24 protein-coding genes are annotated in these 23,336 nt (G+C 71.8%); 12 read left to right on the top strand and 12 right to left on the bottom strand.

The features are described from left to right. Positions 1-97: 97 nt before the first annotated feature. The 5 genes from OG974_RS23090 to OG974_RS23070 form a co-directional block, all read right to left on the bottom strand. Positions 98-1,174 (bottom strand): aspartate-semialdehyde dehydrogenase, encoded by a 1,077-nt coding sequence (locus tag OG974_RS23090; protein WP_327284575.1) that lies wholly within the window; start codon positions 1,172-1,174, stop codon positions 98-100. Next, the gene (locus tag OG974_RS23085) at positions 1,171-2,445 is read right to left on the bottom strand and encodes an aspartate kinase (RefSeq protein WP_328763296.1); all 1,275 of its coding nucleotides are present in this window, start codon (positions 2,443-2,445) and stop codon (positions 1,171-1,173) included. Before OG974_RS23085 ends, OG974_RS23090 begins: the two co-directional genes overlap by 4 nt. A gap of 226 nt (positions 2,446-2,671) precedes the next feature. Further along, entirely contained in the window at positions 2,672-3,346 is a 675-nt protein-coding gene (locus OG974_RS23080; protein WP_327284573.1) for a DUF5063 domain-containing protein, read from the bottom strand. Then, entirely contained in the window at positions 3,339-3,938 is a 600-nt protein-coding gene (gene recR / locus OG974_RS23075) for a recombination mediator RecR (protein ID WP_030152816.1), read from the bottom strand. The genes OG974_RS23080 and recR overlap by 8 nt, the downstream gene beginning before the upstream one ends. Before the next feature lie 39 nt (positions 3,939-3,977). Then, positions 3,978-4,322 carry a YbaB/EbfC family nucleoid-associated protein gene (locus tag OG974_RS23070; RefSeq protein ID WP_327284572.1) on the bottom strand — a complete coding sequence of 115 codons (345 nt, stop codon included), beginning with the start codon at positions 4,320-4,322 and terminating at the stop codon, positions 3,978-3,980. Positions 4,323-4,588: 266 nt separating this feature from the next. Here OG974_RS23070 and OG974_RS23065 point away from each other — a divergent pair, with 266 nt between their 5' ends. Next, positions 4,589-5,344: an SLATT domain-containing protein gene (locus tag OG974_RS23065; protein WP_327284571.1), complete on the top strand. Its 756-nt coding sequence runs from the start codon at positions 4,589-4,591 to the stop codon at positions 5,342-5,344. Positions 5,345-5,449: 105 nt separating this feature from the next. On the opposite strand, the gene OG974_RS23060 is transcribed toward OG974_RS23065, so the two are convergent. The 4 genes from OG974_RS23060 to OG974_RS23045 all read right to left on the bottom strand — a co-directional run bounded on the left by OG974_RS23060 (position 5,450) and on the right by OG974_RS23045 (position 10,880). Then, a complete protein-coding gene (locus OG974_RS23060; RefSeq protein WP_327284570.1) occupies positions 5,450-6,100 on the bottom strand; it encodes a hypothetical protein in 651 nt (216 codons plus the stop codon). Between the two features lie 96 nt (positions 6,101-6,196). Further along, positions 6,197-8,716 carry a glycosyltransferase gene (locus OG974_RS23055; protein ID WP_371644300.1) on the bottom strand — a complete coding sequence of 840 codons (2,520 nt, stop codon included), beginning with the start codon at positions 8,714-8,716 and terminating at the stop codon, positions 6,197-6,199. Beyond that, a complete protein-coding gene (locus OG974_RS23050; protein ID WP_266665442.1) occupies positions 8,713-9,393 on the bottom strand; it encodes a GntR family transcriptional regulator in 681 nt (226 codons plus the stop codon). The genes OG974_RS23055 and OG974_RS23050 overlap by 4 nt, the downstream gene beginning before the upstream one ends. A 131-nt stretch (positions 9,394-9,524) precedes the next feature. Then, entirely contained in the window at positions 9,525-10,880 is a 1,356-nt protein-coding gene (locus OG974_RS23045; RefSeq protein ID WP_327284568.1) for an aspartate aminotransferase family protein, read from the bottom strand. 206 nt (positions 10,881-11,086) lie between these two features. On the opposite strand from OG974_RS23045, the gene OG974_RS23040 reads away from it, so the two are divergent. The 4 genes from OG974_RS23040 to OG974_RS23025 all read left to right on the top strand — a co-directional run bounded on the left by OG974_RS23040 (position 11,087) and on the right by OG974_RS23025 (position 13,306). Then, complete coding sequence (locus OG974_RS23040) at positions 11,087-11,713, top strand: DJ-1/PfpI family protein (protein ID WP_327284567.1); 627 nt, start codon at positions 11,087-11,089, stop codon at positions 11,711-11,713. Further along, positions 11,706-12,203, top strand: coding sequence for a helix-turn-helix domain-containing protein (locus tag OG974_RS23035; RefSeq protein ID WP_327284566.1), 498 nt, complete (start codon positions 11,706-11,708; stop codon positions 12,201-12,203). Before OG974_RS23040 ends, OG974_RS23035 begins: the two co-directional genes overlap by 8 nt. 93 nt (positions 12,204-12,296) lie before the next feature. After that, positions 12,297-12,698 (top strand): nuclear transport factor 2 family protein, encoded by a 402-nt coding sequence (locus OG974_RS23030; protein ID WP_327284565.1) that lies wholly within the window; start codon positions 12,297-12,299, stop codon positions 12,696-12,698. A 5-nt stretch (positions 12,699-12,703) separates the two neighbouring features. Beyond that, positions 12,704-13,306, top strand: a complete 603-nt coding sequence (locus OG974_RS23025) for a LysE family translocator (RefSeq protein ID WP_371644296.1) — start codon at positions 12,704-12,706, stop codon at positions 13,304-13,306. A 101-nt stretch (positions 13,307-13,407) separates the two neighbouring features. Here the strand turns inward: OG974_RS23025 and OG974_RS23020 are convergent, their stop codons facing one another. Beyond that, a complete protein-coding gene (locus OG974_RS23020) occupies positions 13,408-13,923 on the bottom strand; it encodes a diadenosine tetraphosphate hydrolase (protein ID WP_327284563.1) in 516 nt (171 codons plus the stop codon). 221 nt (positions 13,924-14,144) lie between these two features. On the opposite strand from OG974_RS23020, the gene OG974_RS23015 reads away from it, so the two are divergent. The 6 genes from OG974_RS23015 (at position 14,145) to OG974_RS22990 (ending at position 20,532) form a co-directional block, all read left to right on the top strand. Continuing rightward, entirely contained in the window at positions 14,145-15,164 is a 1,020-nt protein-coding gene (locus OG974_RS23015) for an alpha/beta hydrolase (RefSeq protein ID WP_327284562.1), read from the top strand. Continuing rightward, positions 15,157-16,368: an acyltransferase gene (locus OG974_RS23010; RefSeq protein ID WP_327284561.1), complete on the top strand. Its 1,212-nt coding sequence runs from the start codon at positions 15,157-15,159 to the stop codon at positions 16,366-16,368. The genes OG974_RS23015 and OG974_RS23010 overlap by 8 nt, the downstream gene beginning before the upstream one ends. Next, entirely contained in the window at positions 16,361-17,746 is a 1,386-nt protein-coding gene (locus OG974_RS23005) for a sensor histidine kinase (RefSeq protein WP_371644293.1), read from the top strand. The genes OG974_RS23010 and OG974_RS23005 overlap by 8 nt, the downstream gene beginning before the upstream one ends. Positions 17,747-17,755: 9 nt before the next feature. Next, positions 17,756-18,436, top strand: coding sequence for a response regulator transcription factor (locus OG974_RS23000; protein WP_327284559.1), 681 nt, complete (start codon positions 17,756-17,758; stop codon positions 18,434-18,436). A gap of 87 nt (positions 18,437-18,523) precedes the next feature. Next, on the top strand, positions 18,524-19,876 hold the full coding sequence (locus OG974_RS22995; RefSeq protein ID WP_371644291.1) for a sensor histidine kinase: 1,353 nt from the start codon (positions 18,524-18,526) through the stop codon (positions 19,874-19,876). Further along, the gene (locus OG974_RS22990; protein ID WP_327284557.1) at positions 19,873-20,532 is read left to right on the top strand and encodes a response regulator transcription factor; all 660 of its coding nucleotides are present in this window, start codon (positions 19,873-19,875) and stop codon (positions 20,530-20,532) included. The genes OG974_RS22995 and OG974_RS22990 overlap by 4 nt, the downstream gene beginning before the upstream one ends. Positions 20,533-20,554: 22 nt before the next feature. Here the strand turns inward: OG974_RS22990 and OG974_RS22985 are convergent, their stop codons facing one another. Both OG974_RS22985 and OG974_RS22980 read right to left on the bottom strand, forming a co-directional pair. Beyond that, a complete protein-coding gene (locus tag OG974_RS22985; RefSeq protein ID WP_327284556.1) occupies positions 20,555-20,818 on the bottom strand; it encodes a hypothetical protein in 264 nt (87 codons plus the stop codon). A gap of 18 nt (positions 20,819-20,836) precedes the next feature. Further along, positions 20,837-22,003: a delta-60 repeat domain-containing protein gene (locus OG974_RS22980; protein WP_328763290.1), complete on the bottom strand. Its 1,167-nt coding sequence runs from the start codon at positions 22,001-22,003 to the stop codon at positions 20,837-20,839. 134 nt (positions 22,004-22,137) lie between these two features. On the opposite strand from OG974_RS22980, the gene OG974_RS22975 reads away from it, so the two are divergent. Then, on the top strand, positions 22,138-23,334 hold the full coding sequence (locus OG974_RS22975) for a cytochrome P450 (protein ID WP_371644289.1): 1,197 nt from the start codon (positions 22,138-22,140) through the stop codon (positions 23,332-23,334). Positions 23,335-23,336: the final 2 nt, after the last annotated feature.

The following is a 23,336-nucleotide window of genomic DNA, read 5'->3' as shown; positions in this document are numbered from 1 at the left end:
CTCATGCGTACCCGCTCTTCCTGATTGCCCCGCCCGTCCAGGCGGCAGTCAGGCCATCACCTTGATCAAGGGATCAGCATTGATCCTACAAAGTGAATTACGCGAATTCACCAGCGATCAGTTCCGCGATCTGAGTGGCATTCAGGGCGGCCCCGTTGCGGAGATTGTCCGCGCACACGAAGAACTCCAGGGAGCGCGGGTCGTCGAGCGAGGCCCGCAGCCGCCCCACCCACGCCGGATCCGTCCCCGCCGCGTCCACCGGAGTCGGGAACTCCCCGGCAGCCGGGTCGTCCACGACGACCACGCCGGGCGCGGCCTCCAGGATCTCCCGGGCGTGCGAGGCGTCCACCTCGGCCTCGAACCGCGCCCGGACGCTCAGCGAATGCCCGGTCAGCACGGGCACCTGCACGCAGGTCACCGCCACCGGCAGCGCGTCCAGGTGCAGGACCCGGCGCGTCTGCGCCCGCACGGCCAGCTCGTGCGAGGACCAGCCGCCGCCCCGCAACTCACCGGACCACGGGACCACGTTGAGGGCGAGCGGGGCCGCGAAGGGCCCGGAGTCCTCGCCCACGGCACGGCGCACGTCCCCGGTCTGCTCCCCCAGGGACGTCCCGGCGACCAGCGACAACTGTCGGCGCAGCGCCTCGGAACCGGCCCGGCCGGCCGCGCTCGCGGCCTGGTACGAGGACACGGTCAGGTCGGCCAGCGCGTACTCGGCGTGCAGGGCGCCCAGGGTGGCGATCATCGCGGCGGTGACGCAGTCCGGGCTCGCGACGATTCCGCGCGGCCGCATCCGTACGGCCTGGGCGTTGACCTCGGGCACCACCAGCGGCACCTCCGGATCCTCCCGGAAGGCGGCGGACTGGTCGACGGCGACGGCCCCGCGCGTGACCACGACGGGCGCCCAGCGGGCCGAGACCTCGGGCGGCGTCAGGAACAGCACGACGTCGCCCGGACCGATGCCGTCGAAGGCGTCCTCGGTGAGGGCGAGCACCTCGCTCTCCTCCCCGCGCACGGCCAGCATGCGGCCGGCCGAGCGTCCGGAGGCGATCAGGCGTATGTCACCCCAGACGTCCGCCCGCTGGGACAGGATCTGGAGCACGACGGAGCCGACAGCTCCGGTCGCCCCGACCACGGCGAGCGCCGGAGCCGGGGTCGACCGGGTCGAGGTCATCGTCCGGTGCCCCCGTAGACGACGGCCTCGTCGCTGTCGGAGTCGAGGCCGAAGGCCGTGTGCACGGCGCGGACCGCGTCGTTGACGTCGTCCTGGCGGGTCACGACCGAGATGCGGATCTCGGAGGTCGAGATCAGCTCGATGTTGACGCCCGCGTCGGACAGGGCCTGGAAGAACGAGGCGGTGACGCCCGGGTTCGTCTTCATGCCCGCGCCGACCAGGGAGATCTTGCCGATCTGGTCGTCGTAGCGCAGCGAGTCGAAGCCGATGGCGCCCTTCGCCTTCTCCAGGGCTTCGATGGCCTTGTGGCCCTCGGCCTTGGGAAGGGTGAAGGAGATGTCCGTCAGGCCCGTGGACGCGGCGGACACGTTCTGCACGATCATGTCGATGTTGATCTCGGCGTCCGCGATGGCGCGGAAGATCGCCGCGGCCTCGCCCGGCTTGTCCGGGACGCCGACGACCGTGATCTTGGCTTCGGAGACGTCGTGAGCGACTCCGGAGATGATGGCGTGCTCCACCTGCGCGTCCCCTTGCGGATTCTCGTTGCTGACCCAGGTGCCCGGCAGTCCGGAGAAGGACGAGCGGACGTGGATCGGGATGTTGTAGCGGCGTGCGTACTCGACACAGCGGTGCAGCAGCACCTTGGAACCGGAGGCGGCGAGCTCCAGCATGTCCTCGGAGGAGATCCAGTCGATCTTCCGGGCCTTCTTCACGACGCGGGGGTCCGCGGTGAAGACGCCGTCGACATCGGTGTAGATCTCGCAGACTTCGGCGTCCAGCGCCGCGGCGAGCGCGACGGCGGTCGTGTCCGAGCCGCCGCGGCCGAGGGTGGTGATGTCCTTGCTGTCCGCCGACACGCCCTGGAAGCCGGCGACGATGGCGATGTTGCCCTCGTCCAGCGCGGTGCGGATACGGCCCGGCGTGACATCGATGATGCGCGCTTTGTTGTGGACCGAGTCGGTGATGACGCCTGCCTGGCTACCGGTGAACGACTGGGCCTCGTGGCCCAGGTTTTTGATCGCCATGGCCAGCAGGGCCATGGCGATGCGCTCTCCGGCGGTCAGCAGCATGTCGAATTCGCGTCCGGCAGGCATCGGGGATACCTGCTCGGCGAGATCGATCAACTCGTCCGTCGTGTCGCCCATCGCGGAAACCACGACGACCACCTGGTGGCCGTTCTTCTTGGCATCCACGATCCGCTTGGCGACGCGCTTGATGCCTTCGGCATCGGCTACGGAGGAGCCTCCGTACTTCTGCACGACAAGGCCCACGTGCGCTCCTCGCTCAATCCAGTACTGCGGTCGCGGGCCAGTCTAACGAGCGCCCGCAATACGGCCGACGCGTACCACATCATGAGACATTCGGTTCATTCCCTGATCATGGCGGCGCCGCTGCGCCTGTGGCCGGTGCACCCGTCCGGCGAAAACGAGGTACACCCCCGGAGTGCACCGGAGCGGTCCGCCTGCGTCCCCGCAGGGCGGACCGCTCGGGTGACGGCTACGGCTCGCCGACCGGGCGGCGGGCCGGCGCGCGGCCGATGGTGCCGAGTTCCTCGGCCATCACCCGGCCGGCCTGCTCGGCGAGGTCGTCCTCGGCCAGGTCCTCGTCGGTGTCGAGGCCGTCCAAGGCCTCCAGCGGCTGGTCCAGCCGTACGTGCGCGACGAGCGACTGGAGGGCGCGCAGCGTGGCCGAGGCCGTCTGACCCCAGTTGGAGAAGTACGAGAACTGCCACCACCACAGCGCCTCGGCCGTCCGGCCCGCCCGGTAGTGCGCCAGGCCGTGCCGGAGGTCCGCCACCACGTCGGCCAGGTCGTCGGAGATCCGGTGCGCGACCGGCGCCTTGCGCGGCTCGTACGGGTCGAAGACCTCGGAGTACACGTCGACCGGGTCCAGCATGTACGCGAACCGCTCGCGCAGCTCGTCCACATCCGGCTCCGGGCCGAGGTCGGGCTCGTAGCGCTCGTCGGGCAGGACGTCCTGGTACGCGCCCAGCCGGCCGCCCGCCAGCAGCAGCTGGGACACCTCCAGGAGGAGGAAGGGGACCGCGCTGTCCGGGTCCTCGCCCTTGGCCACCTCGGTGACCGCGACGATGAAGGACTCGATCTGGTCCGCGATCTGGACGGCGAAGTCGTCCGGATCCTGGGCCAGGGCGTGCAGCGTTGCGTCAGACATCGAGAAGTCGCCTTCCTTCAAAGGCCCGCCCGAGCGTGACCTCGTCCGCGTACTCCAGATCTCCCCCGACGGGGAGCCCGCTGGCCAGGCGGGTGACCTTCAGGCCCATGGGCTTGATCATGCGGGCGAGGTACGTGGCGGTCGCCTCGCCCTCCAGGTTCGGGTCGGTGGCGAGGATCAGCTCGGTCACCTCGCCGTCCGCCAGGCGCGCCAGCAGCTCTCGGATGCGCAGGTCGTCCGGTCCGACGCCCTCGATGGGGCTGATCGCGCCACCGAGGACGTGGTACCTGCCCCGGAACTCTCGGGTCCGCTCGATCGCGACGACGTCCTTCGGCTCCTCCACCACACAGATGACCGTGGTGTCACGGCGCGGATCGCGGCAGATGTTGCACCGCTCCTCCTGGGCCACGTTCCCGCACACGGCGCAGAACCGGACCTTGTCCTTGACCTCCAGCAGCGCGTGCGCGAGACGCCGGACGTCGGTGGGCTCCGCCTGCAGGATGTGGAAGGCGATCCGCTGCGCGCTCTTGGGCCCGACGCCGGGCAGCCTGCCCAGTTCGTCGATCAGGTCCTGGACCACGCCTTCGTACACGGACTGCCTTCTTTCGGGATGGGTCGGGTGTGGGGAGTACTAGAACGGGAGGCCGGGGATGCCGCTGCCGCCGCCCAGGCCCTGGGCCAGCGGGCCCAGCTTCTCCTGCTGGAGGGCCTGCGCGTTCTCGTTGGCGGCCTGGACCGCGGCGACGACCAGGTCGGCGAGGGTCTCGGTGTCCTCCGGATCCACGGCCTTCGGGTCGATCACCAGTGCACGCAGTTCACCGGAACCGGTGACGGTCGCCCGGACCAGGCCGCCGCCGGACTGGCCCTGGACCTCGGCGTGCGCCAGCTCCTCCTGGGCCGCCGCGAGGTCCTGCTGCATCTTCTGGGCCTGCTGGAGCAGCTGCTGCATGTTGGGCTGGCCACCACCGGGAATCACAGGTCACTCACTCCGTAGCGTCGTCCAAGCCTGGGACAGCTTGGTCAATCCGAGCCTACGTGCTCCCCGCGCGGTGCGCCCTACGCCGTGAGGACCAACTCTTTCGAGTGAGAGACGGGGCGTGCGCGTACCTGCTGGAGACCTCCGTGCGGGCGGAAAACCGGGGATTCGTCGCCCACAGGTCGCCATTCGAAGGTAGGAAGAGCATGCGCATCATTGCGCACACGCGCACCACCACACGTCAGCGCAGGCAGAGGGAGTGCCGGGTGAGCCAGCCGGAGATGCAGCCCGAGGGGCCACCCCGGGAGCCCCGGGACTCCCGGGAGGAGGGCAGCGGACCGATGGCGGCGGGCGATCTGACCGGCGGACCGTTCCCCCTCGGGGACTGGGGCGAGCCGGCCGAGCGGCTGGACGAGCTCTACCGGCGGGTGGAAGCCGATGCGCTGCGCACCGCGGAGTGGTACCTGTCCGACCGCGCGTGGAAGCGCCGCGGGGCACGGGTGCTGCGGATCGGCGCGGCGACGGGAGCGGTCACCGGGGCCGCGATGCCGCTGCTGGAGCTCACCGGGTCCGCCTCCGGCCTGCTGCCGTACGGGTACCTGTCGCTGCTGCTGGGGGCCGCCTGCCTGGCCTGTGACCGGTTCTTCGGGCTGACGTCCGGCTGGATGCGGGACGTGGCGACGGCGCAGGCGGTCCAGCGGCGCCTACAGACGTTGCAGTTCGACTGGGCCTCCGAGAACGTGCGGGAGGTGCTGGGCCCGACGGAGGGCACGGCGAGCGAGGCGGCGGAGCGGTGCCTGACCGTCCTGCGGCGGTTCTCGGAGGACGTGACGGAGCTGGTGCGGTCCGAGACCGCGGAGTGGATGGTGGAGTTCTCGTCGGGGCCGGCGCCGCTGGTGATGCAGTCGCTCGGCGCCCCGTCGTCCCGGGCCGAAGCGGGGCTCCCGCCGGCCCGCTTCCCGCTCCCGCCCGGCACCCGCCCGAACATGCCCCGCCAGCGCCCCCCGGAACAACCCCGCTGACCCTGCGGGCCGGTTTCGGGGCCGGTGGCCGGCCCCCTCGAACCTGGCCCCGCCGGCGTTCGAGGCCCTGGGCTCCGGGCCGGACCCCGGCGAGCGGGGCCGGGATCAGCTGAAGATGATCATGGAGCCTTGGCCCAGGCTCCGGGTCGCAGCCGCATGCAGGCCCAGCCACACGTGCCGCTCCCGCGCGAAGGGACTCTCGTCGTAGGGGATCGGCCCCGCCGGCTCCTCCAGCGACGTCGGCCGCCCCGGCGCCGCGGGCGCCACCGGAGGGTTCCCCGGGTCTATCCCGATCGCCGGCGCCACCACCATCAGCTCGCGCAGCAGCCCCTGCGCCGACCCCAGCGGCCCGCCCCCGGCCAACAGCTCCTCGTTGGCCAGCGGAGCCGCGAAGTCCACCGGCACGTACGCCCCTGCGTGGTCGTAGTGCCACACCAGGTGCGACTGCTGCGCCGTCGACTCGAACATCTCCAGCAGCTGCTCGTAGTCCCCGCCCAGCTCGTCCACCGGCGTCACCGGCAGTCCGCAGATCTGCAGCAGGTAGGCCCGCCGCAGGAAGTGCAGGGCGTCGTAGTCGAAGCCGGCGACGGGAGCCACGTCCCCGCTCAGGCCCGGCATGTACGCGAACACGGGCACGGACGGCAGTCCCGCCTCGCCCAGCGCCTTGTCGTACGAGGCGATCTCTTCCGCGAACGGGTTGTCGGGGCTGTGGCACAGCACGTCGACAAGGGGGACCAGCCACAGGTCACAGGCCACGCGGGCTCCGATCAGTCGGTGTCGCCGATCCGGCCAGCGTAGTGTGCCGAACACCCTCCGCGAAGGGCTGCGCAGAACCTGTAGCGGAACGGCCCGCTACGGCCGTCCCGCGCCCACCCTCCAGACCCACACGTCCTGCACCTTCTTCGGCTCCTGCCCGAGCAGCTCGCTGATCATGTCGCGCAGCTCCGTGTCCCGGTCCTGGAACGGCAGGACGATCGCGCCCGCCTTCCAGAACTCCAGGTCCTGCCGGGCCCGCTCCCGCCACTGCGGGGTGATCTCCGGCGGCTGCGCCCCGTAGCGGACGTCCCGGAGGAGGTTCGAGAGGTGCCGCGGGGTGGCGCCGTAGATGCCGATGCGGTTGGGCCCCCACGGGCCGTTGAAGTAGCCGCCGGCCAACCGGAAGCCGAAGTCCGCCTCGACCTGCCAGTGCAGCGCGTCCGCCTGGCCCGGGTCCGGCAGCGGCACCGGGACGAGCGCTTCGCCGTCCTTGACGTAGCCCTTCCACGCACCCGAGGCGATGAACTCCGGCACCGGCGCCCGTTCCCGTACGGCCAGCGGCAGCGGTAGCACCGGAATCAGCGCGGCCGCCACCCCGAGCAGGCCGAGCGTGCGCAGCTCGCGCCTGCGCATCCGTACGATCCGGTCGAGCGCGAGCGCCACCAGCACGCCCAGCACGGGGGCGCACACCATCGCCACGCGCCCCTCGATCACCGACTCGAACAGCGGCAGCTTGACCACCAGCCGCCAGGGCCCGGGCAGCACCACGTCCGTGCGCGGTACTGGCACCCACGGCCCGAGGGACAGCAGCAGCGCCACGGCCCCGGTGATCGCGAGTGCGCGGACGACCGTACGCCGCCACATCCACACGCACGCGGCCACGCCGAAGGCCAGCAGGGGCCAGCCGTAGAAGGCGTTCTGCTCGGTGGTGTTCAGGGAGAGCCGGCCCGCCGTCTCGGCGTCGCCGAAGAGGGAGCGGGCGGCGTACTCGACCAGGGCGCGCGGGCTGTTCCCGGCGTTGTCCCCGTGCAGGACCGAGTGGTAGCTCTGCGGCCCGAAGAACTGCCAGTACAGCGGGACGGCCAGCAGCGGCACGCAGACGGCGGCGGCGATGGCCAGTCCGAGGCCCAGGGGCCGGGCGGCCTCCAGGGCGCGCCGCCGGTCGACCAGCAGGTACGCCACGGAGAAGACCAGCATGCCGAGCGCGGCGATGAGCAGCGGCTCCTCGCCGAGGAAGATCTGGTACGTCGCGAACAGGCCGAGCAGGACACCGTCCCGGGCCACGTTCCGGCCCCCGCACAGGCGCAGTGCCCGGTCGATGATCAGCGGGAGCATGAAGAGGACGACGAAGTTCGGGTGGCCGTTGGCGTGCGAGACCATCGGCGGCGCGAACGCGGCGAGCGCCCCGCCCGCGGCGGCGGCCCAACGGCTCTGCACGAAGCGGCGGCGGATCAGCCAGTACCAGGTCCAGGCACTGGCGGCCATGCCGAGCGTGAGGACCAGCGCGAAGGTGACGGTCTCCCCGAACAGGAGCGTCACCGGGATCAGCGGGACGGTCAGGCCGAGCATCGTCGCGTTGGCCATCAGGTTCACGCCGTCGGGCATGCCCTGGGCCGTGGTGAAGAGCGGATTGCGCAGGTGGGTGATGTTGTCGGTGGTGACGCCGACGAACCACTCCCACTGGTTCTGGTCCTGCAGCGCGTCCTTGAGGTAGCGGCCGTCGAGGTCCGCCCACAGGCCGTGGAAAACGTACGCGGCGAGGGCGAGGAAGACGGCCGCGACGGCGAGGCCGCCGGCGTTCAGGCGCAGCAGCTCCACGAGGGCGCGGCGCCGGTCGCCCGCGGCCCGGCGGGGCCGGGGAGGGCGGGGGGTACGCGGCGCACTGCGGCGCACCGGGACCTCGACCACGTGCCAGCCCTGGCGGCGCACCCAGCGCAGCACCTCGGCGTCGACGGCGGGACCGTCGAGTACGCAGGCGCCGAAGGCGGCCCGTGCCCGGTCCCCGTCGAAGAGGGCGAAGCCGCAGGTGTTGGTGCGGAAGCCCGGTATCCCGGGGATGCCCAGGGCGCGGACCACGCGGGTCTGCGACCGGCCGAGGGCGGCGGTGGCCGTGGTTCCGTCCGCCTGGGCGAGGGCGTGTTCCAGCCGCTCCAGCTCGGCCGGCGGCGTCCTGAGCCCGGCGTCGGCGAGCAGGACCCGCTCACCGGCGGAGGCGAGCACTCCGGCGCGCAGCGCGGCGCCCGGGCCGCGGTGGTGTTCGGAGCGGACCAGCCGGATCCGGGGTTCGTCGGCGGCCGCGGCCTCGACGAGGGCGGCGGTGGCGTCACCGGAGGCGTCGTCGACGACGACGAGCTCCCAGTCGCCGCGGCCGGTGCCGAAGCGGGCGTCGAGGTCTGCGCGGAAGGCGTCGAGCGTCGGGCCGATCCGGTGCTCGTCGTCGTGGGCGGGGATGACCACGGACAGCCCGACGGTGCCGAGCCAGAGCGGGGCCGCTCCGGCCGCTCCGGTTGCTCCGGTTGCTTCGGTTGCTCCCGCCGCGTCGCCCGGTCCCGCCGCTTCGGTGCCCGCGCGGGTGCTCGGGTCGCTCGGGCCGGTCATGCTGCTCGGACCGGTCATGCGCCGACCGCCTTCAGTCCCGCGGCCCAGTCCAGACCGTGCTGGTTGTACGCGTACACGAGGCTGCGCACCTCGTCGGCGTCGGCGCGGGTCACCGCGTCGACCAGCTCGTTGTGGCCGGACCACAGCCCGGTGTGCAGGTCCGGCGCCGCCTTCAGGTGGGGCACGGCGAAGACCCAGCACTGGACGCGGATGCGGTGCAGGAACTCCGAGATGTACGTGTTGCCGACCAGCCCGCTCAGCTCCCTCCAGAAGCGCAGGTCGTAGCCGATCAGCACTTCGAGCGAGCCGCTCTGGGCGGCCCGGCACGCCTCCTCGGCACGACGGCGCACCGACACCAGCATTTCGCCGGAGCCGGGCGCGGTGCCACGCTCGACGAGCCGCCGGAAGATCCCGTCCACTATGAGCGTACGGGCCTCGATCATGCCCCGGTAGTCGTCCACGGTGTAGACGCGCACGCGGAAGCCCCGGTGCTGTACCGATTCCAGCAGCCCTTGTGCCGCGAGGTCGACCAGTGCCTCGCGTACGGGGGTCGCGGAGACCTCGTACTGCTCGGCGATCTGCTTGACCGTGAACTCGGTGCCCGGTGGCAGGCGTCCCGCGAGCACCTCGTCGCGCAGCGCGTCCGCGATCTGCTGGCGAAGTGTGTTGCGGGTGACAGCGCCGCTGCCTGACATAGGCGTCCGTCTCCTTAAGTGAACTCCGGACACCTTAGGCCAGGCAGCGAGGCTGAAACCGATCGAACGCGGACCATTTGTGGTGGACGGCGACGGGCCGCGTGGAGGTCAGGCGGACGTGGTGTGGCGGGTCACGCCGACGTGGTGTGGCGGTCCGCCACCGTCAGCGCCTCGTCCAGCAGGGCCAGACCCTCCTTGGCCTCCGTCTCCGTGATGGTGCACGGCGGGACGACGTGCGTCCGGTTCATGTTCACGAAGGGCCACAGGCCGGAGGCCTTGCAGGCCGCCGCGAATTCGGCCATCGGCGCGTTGTCCGCTCCGGACGCGTTGTACGGGACGAGCGGCTCGCGCGTCTCCTTGTCCCGTACGAGCTCCAGGGCCCAGAAGGTGCCCAGGCCGCGGACCTCGCCGACCGACGGGTGCCGCTCGGCGATCTCGGCGAGCGCCGGGCCGATCACGTTCTCGCCGAGCTGGGCGGCGTGCTCGACGACGCCCTCCTCCTCCATGGCGTTGATCGTCGCCACGGCGGCCGCACAGGCCAGCGGGTGGCCGGAGTACGTCAGTCCGCCGGGGTAGGGGCGCGTGGCGAACGTCTCGGCGATGGCGCCGGAGATGGCGACGCCGCCGAGCGGCACGTAGCCGCTGTTCACGCCCTTGGCGAAGGTGATCAGGTCGGGGGTGACCCCCCAGTTCTCGGCGGCGAACCACTTGCCGGTCCGTCCGAAGCCGGACATCACCTCGTCGAGGATGAAGACGATGCCGTGGCGGTCGCAGAGCTCGCGGACGCCCGCGAGGTATCCGGCCGGCGGGGTCATGATCCCGGCGGTGCCGGGCACGCTCTCCAAGATGATCGCGGCGATGGTCGCAGGACCCTCGAAGGTGATCGTGTCGGCGAGGTGCGCGAGGGCGCGCTCGCACTCTTCGGCCTCGGTGGTGGCGTGGAACGGCGAGCGGTAGAGGAACGGGCCCCAGAAGTGCACGACGCCCGCGGCGCCCGTGTCGGAGGGCCAACGGCGCGGGTCGCCGGTCAGGTTGATCGCGGCGGCGGTGGCCCCGTGGTAGGAGCGGTAGGTCGACAACACCTTCTGGCGGCCGGTGTGCAGCCGGGCCATCCGTACGGCGTTCTCGACGGCCTCGGCGCCGCCGTTGGTGAAGAAGATCTTGTCCAGGTCGCCCGGCGTCCGCTCGGCGATGAGGCGTGCGGCCTCGGAGCGGACGTCGACGGCGAAGCCGGGCGCGAGGGTGCAGAGCCGGGCGGCCTGCTCCTGGATCGCGGCGACGACCTTGGGGTGCTGGTGGCCGATGTTGGTGTTCACCAGCTGGGAGGAGAAGTCGAGGAAGCGGTTTCCGTCGTAGTCCCAGAAGTACGACCCCTCGGCTCCGGCGACGGCGAGCGGGTCGATCAGGGCCTGGGCGGACCAGGAGTGGAAGACGTGGGCGCGGTCGGCGGCCTTGACGGCCGCGCCGGTGGCGACGTGAGGGGTCATGCGGCCACGCTAGAAGTCCGCAGGTGGGAAGGGATATGGGCGGACTGTCTGCGGGTGGGGGCCGGGTCTCGGCAGTCTGTCTGCACGGAATGCGGTGATTGACAGCACACTGCCGTCATGACAGCCTACTGTCATAGCGCATGAACCCCGTACATCCAGACACCCGGACATCCAGGCATCCAGGCATCAATGGAGGAGGCGGCGACATGGCCGACAACACCCATCCGGTCCACCTCGCGGTGTACGACACGTACGCGGACTGGGAGACCGGGCACACCACCGCGCACCTGACCCAGCGCGGCCACCACGTCCGTACGGTCGCCCTCACCGCAGGAACGCCGGTCACCACCATGGGCGGCGTCCGCATCCAGCCCGACCTGGCCCTCGCGGACCTCTCCCCCGAGGACTCCTCCCTCCTCATCCTGACCGGCGCCTCGCTCTGGGACTCGGGCGACGACCTGGCGCCCTTCGCGGCCAAGGCGCGGGAGTTCCTGGCGGCGGGCGTCCCGGTCGCGGCGATCTGCGGCGCCACGGCCGGCCTGGCCCGCGAGGGCTTGCTCGACGCCCGCGCGCACACCAGCGCGGCCGCCGGGTACCTCGCCCTGCAGCCCGGCTACGCGGGCGCCGAGCGGTACGTCGAGGTCGACGCGGTGACGGACGGCGACCTGATCACGGCGGGCCCGACGGAGCCGGTGGCCTTCGCCCGCGAGGTCTTCGCCCGGCTGGACGCCTACGCGCCGGAGGTCCTGGACGCCTGGTACCGGCTGTTCCACGACTCGGACGCGAGCGCGTTCCCCGTCCTGATGGCGGCTTCGGAGCGCGGCGATGCCTGAACCGCTGCCCGACGCCTTGTCGGAACGGGCCCGGCAGGACCTGCTGAGCCGCACCGCCCTCGGGGTGTTCGGACTGAACGGCCGGTTCCTCACGCTCTCGGAGGAGCTGGCCCGCCCGGCCGGACTGACCGCGGCCTGGTGGCAAGTACTGGGCGCGGTGCTCCAGGAGCCCCTGCCGGTGGCTGGCATCGCCCGGGTCATGGGCATCACCCGACAGAGCGTCCAGCGCATCGCGGACCTGCTGGTGGCGAAACGCCTCGCCGAGTACGTGCCGAACCCGGCCCATCGCCGCGCGAAGCTGCTCCGGCCGACGGAGGAGGGCCGCGCCGCCGTAGCCCGCATCACCCCGGACCACGCCGCCCTGGCCGGCCGGCTGGCGGAGGAGCTGGGCGAAGCGGCCTTCGCGGAAACGGTCCGGGTCCTGGACCGCCTCACGGCGGCCCTGGACGCCCTGCTGCTCCCCCCGCGTGAGGTGGCGGCCGACGAGTGAAGTGGAAGCGGTGCGGAAGCGGAATGTGTCGAAGTCAATAAGCCTGCAAGCAAAGCTTGTTGCCCGCGACACCCCCGCCGCACACTGCCGCACATGGAGCCGTTGACCGTCATTGCACAACTGTGGGAGCGGATAGACGCCCGCGACTGGCCCGCCGTGTCACGGCTCATCGCCGAGGACGCGGTCATCGAGTGGCCCGTCAGCGGCGAGCGCATCGTCGGCCGGGACAACTTCATCGCCGTGAACAGCGACGAGGCCTTCACGGACGAGAGATCCGTCAACCTCCTGCGCATCCTGGCGGACGGCGACCTCGTCGTCACCGAGGTCGAGGTCCCCCAGGACCACGTCGTCTACCGCGCCGTCTCCCTGTGGACCGTCCAGGACGGAGAGATCACCGGCGCCCGTGAGTACTGGACCAGCCCCGGCCAGGACCCGGCCCCCAGCTGGCGCGCGGGTCTCGTCGAACCGCTCGCGGAGCCCCGGGTGGCAGACTGAGCCGCGTGCTCACGCACTTCCTGACCGCGACCGGCGTCCTGGCACTGCTGACCCTCGTCCCCGGCCCCGACATGGCCGTCGTGACGAAGCGCGCCGTTTCCCGCGGCCGCGCCGACGGGCTGCGCACCGTCGCCGGGATCGCGGCCGGGCTCCTGCTGTGGGGCGCCCTCACCGTCGCCGGCCTCGCCGCACTGCTCGCCGCGTCGGCCGAGGTGTACCTGGCGGTGAAGCTCGCGGGCGCCGCGTACCTCTGCTTCCTCGGCGTCCAGTCCCTGCGGCGGCCCGGCGCGGAGCCGCCCGCCGTACGCGGTTCCACGGGCAGCGCCTGGCGGACGGGCCTCGTCAGCAACGCCCTCAACCCCAAGATCGCCGTCTTCTACACCGGCCTGCTGCCCGCCCTCGCCCCGTCCGGCCTGCGCCCCGCCACCGGCATGGCACTGCTCGTCCTGATCCACCTCGCCCTGACGGTGGTCTGGCTCGGCACGTACGTGTACGTCCTCTCGCGCGCCCGGCAGTTCTTCGCCCGGCCGCGCGTCCGCCGGGCCCTGGACCGCGCGACGGGCGTGGTCCTGATCGGCTTCGGCGTCCGCGTGGCGACGACGCCGTAGCCCTGGCGGGGTACGGGCAACACGGGCGCACGGGTATACGGCGCACGGGCACATCGGCGCACGGGCACAGCGGCGGGCGTGAGCCTTGGCAGCCCAGTACGTCAGCCCGCGGCCAGCCGGTCCAGCTCCTCCCCGATGGCGGCGCGCAGCCCGTCGTGCCGCGCCCCCAACTCGTACCGGCTCCCCCTCCAGTACTGCTCCTCGTACAGCCACACGGGCAGCCGCACCCTGTCGGCGGGCTCCCATTCGTAGCGGGGCCAGATGTGGGCGTGGAGGTACGGGTCGGCGTTGCCCAGGATCTCGATGTTGACCCGCCGGAAGGCCGGGTCGAGCCGGCGGCAGGCCCGTTCGACGGCTTCGGCGAGCCGCTCCATGTCGGAGAGGTACTCCGTCCTGCGCGCCCGCGGGAGATCGGAGAGCCGGGTCACTGACGGGTCGTCGGTCAGCAGCACCGCGTACCCGGGGAGGAACTGCCGGTCCCCGATCACGGCGAACCCCTGGCCGAGGCGGCGCAGGACGGTCGGGTTCTCGCCCCGGTGCGCGCTGCCGATGCGGTCGGCGCGCCAGTCCTCGCGGTAACCGGCTTTGTCGTTGCGGCTGTTGTCGCCTTGCCTCATGCCAGAACCCTAGTCGACCGCCTTGGGGAGGCCTTCCTGGGACGGACTCCCTTCCTCTCTCCGTGGCTCTCAGGTTCCCCCTGTCATACCTGAGAGCTATCCGCAAAGGCCGGTCTACAGCGGGACGCCGGCGATGGGCCTCAATTCCTAACTTCGAAACCAGAGAAGACACGCACTCAGGCACCAGCCCCTCTGGATCGAGCGAAGGACAGGGACCCGACATGACCCGCCGCGCAGACCGCCCCGCAGGACGCCCCGAAGGCCACGGCGAAGGCCGCCCTGCCGGAAGTCGGCGTGAGCGTCTGCGTCGGACCCTGCTCGCCGGACTCATCGCCTCGGCCGTCGTGTTCCCCGTGTCCGCCGCCGCTTCTCCCGATGTGCCCGCGCCGGCGCCCGCCGCCTTCGCCGAACACGACTCGCTCCCGGCCCGGTACGCGGCCAACCGGGCCAACCTCGCCGAGGCGGCCCGGATGGCGCAGGACGCCGGCCGCACGGGACGGGCGGCGAAGCTGCGCGCCATGGAGGCGGAGGGGACGGCCCGGTTCCTCGCGTTCGACGGCCGCGGCCAGGGGCGCGCGGTCGAGGTGCTCGGCGATCTGGAGACCGCCGACCGGATCGCCGTGCTGGTGCCCGGTTCCGACACCGGCCTGGACACCTACCAGCGGTTCCGCGACGGAGCGGTCGCCCTCCGCCAGCGCGTCCAGGCCGAGCATCCGCGCTCCGCCGTGGTCGCCTGGCTCGGGTACGACACCCCCGGCACGGTCAGCGCGACCGTCCTGACCGCGGACCGGGCGGATACGGCCGCCACCGAACTGGGCCCCTTCCTCGACCGCTTGGGGCGTGTGGCCGCGCCCGGCGCCCGGATCTCGCTGCTGTGCCACTCGTACGGGTCCGTGGTCTGCGCCCGCACCGACACCGGCCCCCAGGTCACCGACATCGCCCTGTTCGGCAGTCCGGGTACGGGCGCCGGCTCCGCCGCCGAGCTGCCGACCGGCGCGCAGGTCTGGGCCGGGCGGGGCCGCGGCGACTGGATCGGCAACGTCCCCCATGTCCGCATCGGCGGGATCGGTTTCGGCACCGACCCCGTCGAACCGGCCTTCGGGGCCCGGCCCTTCGCCGCCGGATCCGGCGGGCACAGCGACTACCTCAAGCCCGGCACCACGTCCCTCGACAGCCTGACCCGCATCGTCATCGGCACCGCCCAGACCACCCCGATCACTCCGGAGGTCCCCCATGCGTAAGCTCCGCGCCCGCTGGTCCGCCCTCGCGGACCGCATCGACGCCGGCACCCCCACCGACCGGGACCGGACCGTGGACGCGTTGCGGTCCTTCGCCATCCTCGGCGTGGTGTTGGGCCACTGGCTGGTGACCGCCCTGACCACCGCCAACGGCGGCCTGAGTACGGCCAGTCCGCTGGCCCACCTGCCCTGGCTGGCGCCGGTGTCCTGGATATTCCAGACCCTCGCCGTCTTCTTCCTGGTCGGCGGTCATGTCGCCGCCCGCGGCTACGCGTCGGCGCGCGAGCGCGGGCTCCCGTACGGGGCGTGGGTCGGGCAGCGGCTGTCGCGGCTGTTCCGGCCGGTGGCCGCGGTGCTCGCCCTCTGGGCCGTGACGGCGGGCGGGATGCTCCTCGGTGGAGCAGACCCGGGCACGGTCCAGACGCTGCTCAAGCTCGTCCTCTCGCCCCTGTGGTTCTTGCTCGTCTTCGCCGTACTGACCGCTGCCACACCGCTCGTGGCACGGCTCAGCCCGGTGTGGCCACTGGCCGTGGTGGCGGCGGTGGACGCATGGCGGTTCGGTCTCGGCGGGCCCGAGTGGATCGGGTGGGTCAATGTGGCCGCGGGCTGGCTCGTCCCCTTCACCCTGGGCGCCGCCTGGTCCCGTGGGGCGTTCGCCCGGCGCACCCCGGCCGCGCTGCTGCTGGGCGCGGGCGCCGCCGCCACCGTCGCGCTGGTGCTGTGGGGCGGGTATCCGGCGTCCATGGTCGGTGTGCCGGGGGCCCCGATATCCAACCTGAACCCGCCGACGCTGGCCGCCGCCGCGTTCGGCCTGGCCCAGTGCGGACTGGCCCTGCTGCTCCGCGAGCCGCTGGAGCGGGCCATGCGGCGACCCCGGGTCTGGGCGAAGGTGGCGCTGATGAACCTGTCCGCGATGACGATCTTCTTGTGGCACCAGACCGCGATGATGGCCGTGACAGCCCTGGGGCTGCTGGCCCCCGCCGATCTGTCCGGGCTGCACACGGTGCCCGACTCCGCGCAGTGGATAGCCGCCCGGCTGCTGTGGCTGCCGGTGTTCGCCGCCGTGCTGGCCCTCTGCTGGGCCGCGTTCCACACGTACGAACAGGCCAGGCAGCCGAATCGGAGCAGCTCGTCGCGGACGGTCGTGGGCTCCCGTCCGACAGCCGGTTCCCCGCCGGCACCGGTCCAGGAGATCACCCATGCCTAGGCTGGCCGCCGTGAACGAGCAGAGCGCGCCCCCGGCCACGCCCGCAGCCCAGGGCAGGAGTCCGGCCGCGGCCCGGGCCACGGCTGCGGACCCGACTGCGCACCCGGGCCGGGCCTCCGCGCCCCGGGGCGGGTGGCTGTGGGCCCTGGGCCGGGACCTGATCAACCTGGAGTGGGATCCGCTGCCGAAGATGTCCCGGCCGCGGTGGCTGAACCGGCTGCCGCACGTCGCGGTCGGCTATGTCGCCGTCTTCTTCTGCTTCCTCACCACGGAACAACTGGGCGACCACTACGGCGTCACCGGCGGTCCACCGCTGGTGGCAGCGCTCCTGACCGGTGGCTCGATCGTGCTCGCGATGTTCCGGCCGATGGCCGGGTGGTGGCTCGGCGTGCTGGCCGGCGGGCTGGGCGCCTGGCTGATCCAAGCCGACGTCAGTGCGGGACAGACCTGGCCCTGGACGGCAGGAGGGCTGATCGCCTTCGCACCGGTGCTGCTGCTGGTCGCCCTGCGCGTGCCGCCCAGGGTGACCATAGCGGCCGTCGGTGTCCCCGTCGTCCTCACCGGGCTGGCCGAGGCGTTCTTGAAGCCGGCGCACAGCCAGAGCACCGTCCTGTCGGCGCTCCTCCTCTACGGGGTCGTCGGCCTGCTCGGGTACGCGCTGCGGGCCACGCGCCTGGCCCGCGGCAAGCTCGTCGAGCAGGAGACGCTCACCGAGGAGGAGCGGGCCCAGCGGACCCTGCTGGAGGAGCGCACCCGGATCGCCCGCGAACTGCACGACGTGGTCGCCCACCACATGTCGGTGATCTCCATCCAGGCGCAGGTCGCCCCGCACCTGGTGGAGAACCCCTCCGAGGAGCTCAAGGAGAACTTGGCGGGCATCCGGGAGAACGCGCTGGAAGCCCTGACGGAACTGCGGCGGGTGCTGGGCGTGCTGCGTTCCGAGCAACCGGACGATCCGGCGAACCCGCACCATCCGCAGCCCACCCTCGCCGAACTGGACGGCCTCGTGGACAACGTGCGCAGCGCCGGACTGGAGGTGGTCACCGAGATCGCGGGCGTCCGCAGGGCCCTCGCCCCGGGCGTCGACCTCACCGCGTACCGGATCGTGCAGGAGGCGCTGAGCAACTGTCTGCGCCATGCGCCCGGTTCGCGGGTGGAGGTCGGCGTCGCGTACGGGCCGCGCGAGCTGCACCTGTGCATCGCCAACAGCGCCCCGACCCGGCCGGCCCCGCCGTCGCAGGGTGCGGGGCACGGACTGCTGGGGATGCGGGAGCGGGCGGGCATGCTGGGGGGCGAGCTCGCCGCCGGCCCCCTCGCCAGCGGTGGGTACGAGGTGAGCGCCGTGCTCCCCATGGATCCCGAGACGAAGAAGGACTGAACAGGACTCATGAGCACTCCGCCCGACCCGATCAAGGTGATGATCGCCGACGACCAGATGATGGTCCGGCAGGGCTTCACCGTCCTCCTCAATGCCCAGCCCGACATCCGGGTCGTCGGGCAGGCCGTGGACGGCGCCGACGCGGTGGCGAAGGTCGCCGAACTCGGCCCGGACGTGGTGCTGATGGACATCCGCATGCCCGGGATGGGCGGCATCGAGGCCACCTCGATCATCACGGCAACCCCGGACTCCACCGTCAAGGTGCTGGTGCTGACCACCTTCGACCTCGACGAGTACGTGTACGAGGCGCTGCGCGCCGGGGCCTCCGGGTTCCTGCTGAAGGACGCGTCGGCCGACCAACTCGCCGAGGCGGTCCGGGTGGTGGCGGCCGGTGAGGCGCTGCTCTCACCGAACATCACGAAACGGCTGATCACCGAGTTCTCCCGGATGGGGGCGCCGCGGGCGCCCTCCAAGGCGCGGATCGACGAGCTGACCGAGCGGGAGACCGAGGTGCTGTCGCTGATCGCGCAGGGCCTGTCCAACGCGGAGATCGCCGGGCACCTGGTCGTGGCCGAGCAGACCGTGAAGACCCATGTGGGGCGGATCCTGGTGAAGCTGGGCCTGCGGGACCGCACCCAGGCCGCGGTGTTCGCGTACGAGACGGGTCTCGTCCGTCCGACGGGCTACTGAGGGACCTGGGTAGTACTTGAGGGGGAGGCGGGGATATCCCCTTCAGCGGCGACGCGGACGAGGGGGTGGCCGACCTACGGTGTGTGTATGACCGAGACGACCTCCCGGGCGACCCCCCGGACACCCGAGTTCCGGATGGCCTCCGGCCTGTTCGAGAGCCTGCGCCAGGACATGATCACGGACGCCTTCGCGTACCGGCCGCTGCCGCCAATGCGCACCGACGGACCGGTGACGCGGCGGCTCCCGAAGCGGATACGGCCGCACCTGGCCTACCTGCCGCACGTGGTCGTGGGGTTCCTGGCCTTCCTCGTGGTGATGGTCACCTCCACCTCCAGCGGCGAATACCTGGCGGCGAGCAGCTCCCTCGTGATGGGGCTGGTCGCAGCCACGCCGGTGCTGATGACCCTGGTGCGGCCCGTGGGGGCGTTCTGGGCGACCGTCATCGCCACGGAGGCGCTGTTGGTCATCGGTTCCCACACGAACGATGTGTGGCCGTGGACGCCAGGAGCGTTCTTGGCCTACATCACCACGGTGACGATCGCCGCGATGCGGACCAGGCCCCGGGCTGCGGGCTGGATGTGGCTGATCACCCTGGCGAGCGGGATCGCGGTACCCGTGGTGCTCGACCGGGGGGCGCCGGTCGAGATCATGCCCATGGCCTTCCTCCTGGCCGTCTCGCTGCTGATCGTCACGGTCCGCAACATTCGCAAGGAGGCGGCGCAGGAGGTCAGCGCGCAGCAGGAGGTCACGGCCGTCGAGCGGGACCGGCGGACGCTGCTGGAGGAGCGGACGACGATCGCGCGGGAGCTCCACGACGTGGTGGCCCACCACATGTCGGTGGTGGCGATCCAAGCGGAGGCGGCGCCGTACCGGGTGAAGAATCCGCCGCCGGAGCTGGAGGCGGCGTTCGTCACCATCCGGGAGAACGCGGTGGCGGCGCTGACGGAGCTGCGCCGGGTGCTGGGTGTGGTGCGGTCCGCGGACTACGAGGCGCCGGATGCCCCGCAGCCGACGTTGGCCTCGTTGGAGGGGCTGCTGGCCAATGTGCGGGAGGCCGGTCTGAGCGTGGAGAAGACGGTGACGGGTGCGGTGCGGGAGCTGCCGCCGGGCGTCGAGCTGTCGGCGTACCGGATCGTCCAGGAGGCGCTGAGCAACACCTTGCGCCATGCGCCGGGGGCGGCGGCGTCGGTCGAGGTCTCGTACGTGCTGGGCGGGTTGGGCATACGGGTCGTCAATGCGGCGGCGACCGGGGACGTGCGGCCCTCGCCGGGCGCCGGGCACGGGATCACCGGGATGCGGGAGCGGGTGGCCATGCTGGAGGGGGAGATGACCGCCGGAGGGACTGCGGCGGGCGGGTACGAGGTGGCGGTGTTCCTACCGGTGCGCGGCCGGAAGGACGGGGCGCAGGAGCCGGCGCAGGGTTCGGGGCGGCCGGCATGACGATCAGAGTGTTGATCGTCGACGACCAGATGATGGTCCGGGAGGGCTTCTCCGTCCTGTTGAACGCGATGGACGGCATCGAGGTGGTCGGCGAGGCGGTGGACGGCCGGGAGGCCATCGCCCAGGTGGCGGCGCTACGGCCGGACGTGGTGCTGATGGACATCCGGATGCCGGTGATGAACGGGCTGGAGGCCACGCGGGAGATCGTGGCCGCCGACACGGACGCGAAGGTGCTGGTCCTGACGACCTTCGATCTCGACGAGTACGTGTACCAGGCCCTGCGGGCCGGGGCTTCCGGGTTCCTGCTCAAGGACGCCTCGGCCCGGCAGCTGGCCGACGGGGTACGGGTGGTGGCCTCGGGCGAGGCGCTGCTGGCGCCCACGGTCACCAAGCGGCTGATCCTGGAGTTCTCGAAGCTCTCGACGCCTCCGAAGCTCGCGGACCCGGCGGGGGTCGGGGAGCTGACGGAGCGGGAGACGGAGGTGCTGGTGCTGATCGCGCAGGGCCTGTCCAACGCGGAGATAGCGGACCGGCTCATCGTCGCGGAGTCCACGATCAAGACGCACGTGAGCCGGATCCTGGTCAAGCTGGGCCTGCGCGACCGGACCCAGGCCGCGGTGTTCGCCTACGAGACCCGCCTGGTGACCCCGGCGTAGCGGGGCTTCGCGGGTCCGCGGGTCAGTGCGGGGAGCCGACCTCGTACCGGGCCGGGCAGATGTCGCGGCCCGTCGTCGGCTGGTCGCACTCTCCGGCGGCGATGAACTTCCCGGCGCCTGACAGGGCGATGTCGAAGATTTCGTCGTTGGCCTTGCCGGGCGCGGTGGAGGTGACGACGCATCCGTTGTTCCCGAAGCTGTGGTCGAGGCGGCCGTTCGGTTCGTAGCGCTCCAGCAGGCAGTCGCTGCCGTCCAGGAATGTGGTCGCCGCGACGCTCCCACCCATGATGATCTTCCCGTTGGGCTAGTGGGCGAGCCCTTCGAGGTAGTCGTCGGTGGACCCGGGGCCCACGTTGGTCAGTACCTTCCCACCCGCGCCGAAGCTCCCGTCGAGCACGCCCTCAAGGGTGTAGCGCGCGAGCGCGACGTCGAAGAGGCCGCCGGCATCGGCCGAACCGCCGACGGTGATCGTCTGCTTGCGGTCGATCGCGACGTCTTCGGCGAGGTCGAGGTTGTCGCCTGGGGCCATGGCGGTGATGGCCACGCCGGGGCGCTCGCCCGCCCGGTTGAAGGACCGGTCGAGCAAGCCGTCGGGCAGGTAGCGGGCGACGGCGAAGTCCGTACCGCCCAGACCCGCGCCCAGGGTTGCCGATCCCACGGCCACGCTGCGGCCGCGGGAGTCGATCACCATGTTCTTGAGCTGGTCGCGCTGCCCGGCGATGTCCGTCACGACGATGCCGGGACGGCTGCCGTGGCGGTTGTAGGAGGGGTCGAGCCGGCCGTTCGGCAGGTAGCGGGCGAGGGCGAAATCGCGGCCTTCGGTGCCCGCGCCCGTCCCGGCGAAGCCGGCGACCAGGATCTTGCCGTCCGGCAAGACGCTGACGGCTTGGGCCTCGTCGTCGAACGGGCCGGAGCCGATCGCGGTGAACACCTTTCCGCCGTTGCCGAAACTGCGGTCGAGGCGGCCGTCGGGCAGGTAGCGGGCCAGCGCGAAGTCCTCCCCGCCCGTGGGCGTGACGGCATGGCCCACGGCCACGATCTTCCCGTCGTGCTGTACGGCGAGCCGCCAGACGTGCTCGTCCTCCCCGCCCGCGTCCGACATGTTGGTCAGTACGGTGCCGCCCGGGCCGAACGACCGGTCCAGCTGCCCCGTGGGCGTGTAGCGGGCGATCCGCCATCGGCTTGCGCCCCCGGAGCCGACGTCGGACGAGCCCGACACGAGATGGCGTCCGCGGCCGTCGACCACGAGGCCGTCGACCACGAGGCCGTTCTGGAAGTCGGGTCCCCCCTTCGGGGCGATCGCCGTCGACACGATGCCGCCCTTGCCGAACCGCGGGTCGAGCCGTACGTCGACTCCGGCCGCCCCCGCCGCGTCCGCCGCCCCCGCCGGAAGGGCGATCCCGACCAACACGGCCGCGAGCAGCCGGCAGGAGCGGGTCAGAACCCGGGCGGCCGCATACGAATGGACCATCGAGGTCTCCCTCTGAAGCAATATGGGGCAGTTTTCACGTTTTGCCGGAATCTTGGCATCGCCGCGCACCCCGCACAAGGAACAACATGACGGCGCGTCACCCCCCTTGCGGGGAGGGGTCCTAGGCTTCGGGCATGGGCTTTGATCCGTGGGATGCCGCTTTCGTCGCCGATCCGTACCCCGCCTACCGGGAGCTGCGCGAGCAGGGCCGCGCCCTGTGGTGGGAGGCCACCGGGCAGTGGCTGGTGCCGCACTACGCCGATGTGAGCGCCCTGTTGCGTGACCGCCGGCTGGGCCGGACCTATCTGCACCGCTTCTCGCACGAGGAGTTCGGCCGCGAGGCCCCGCCGCCGGAGCACGAGCCCTTCCACGTCCTCAACGGGAACGGCCTGCTGGACCTGGAGGACCCCGCCCATGCGCGGGTGCGGCGGCTGGTGTCGAAGGCGTTCACGCCGCGGACCGTGGAGCAGCTCGCACCCGCCGTGGACCGGCTCGCCGGGGAGCTGGTCGGGCAGCTCCTCGCGGACGGGGGCGGGGACTTGCTCTCCGTCGTCGCCGAGCCCCTGCCCGTGGCGGTGATCGCCGAGCTGCTCGGGGTGCCCAAGGCGGACCGGGGGCTGTTGCGGCCCTGGTCGGCGGACATCTGCGGGATGTTCGAGCTTCGGCCGGACGAGGAGACCGCGCAGCGGGCGGTGCGGGCGAGCGTGGAGTTCAGCGCCTATCTGCGTGAGCTGATCGCCCGGCGGCGCAAGGAGCCCGGCGAGGATTTGATCTCCGGTCTGATCGCCGCCCACGATGAGGAGGGGCGGCTCAGCGAGCAGGAAATGATCTCCACCTGCGTGCTCCTGTTGAACGCCGGTCACGAGGCGACCGTGAACACCACCGTCAACGGCTGGTGGACCCTCTTCCGCCACCCCGAGCAGCTCGCCTCGCTCGATTCCGAAAAGTTGTCCACAGCTGTGGATGAACTCATGCGCTACGACACCCCCCTCCAGATGTTCGAACGGTGGGTGCTCGACGACATCACGATCGGCGACACGGTCGTCCCGCGCGGAGCTGAAGTCGCACTGTTGTTCGGGTCCGCGAACCGGGATCCTGCCCGCTTCGACCACCCCGACGTCCTGGACCTCGTACGGGCCGACAATCCGCACCTGAGCTTCGGCGCCGGGATCCACTACTGCCTGGGGGCTCCGCTCGCGCGGCGGGAGCTGACCGCGTCGTTCGGGGCCCTGCTGGCAGACGGCGTCCCGCCCCTGAAGCTCGTGCGGGAGCCCCAGTGGCGGGACGGGTACGTCATCCGCGGTCTGCAAGAACTCCTCGTGGAGTTCTGAGG

This window comes from Streptomyces sp. NBC_00597 (assembly GCF_041431095.1).
GTDB lineage: Bacteria > Actinomycetota > Actinomycetes > Streptomycetales > Streptomycetaceae > Streptomyces.
Note: the sequence above shows the minus strand (reverse complement) of the source record. Positions and strands in the feature narration are given on the sequence as shown.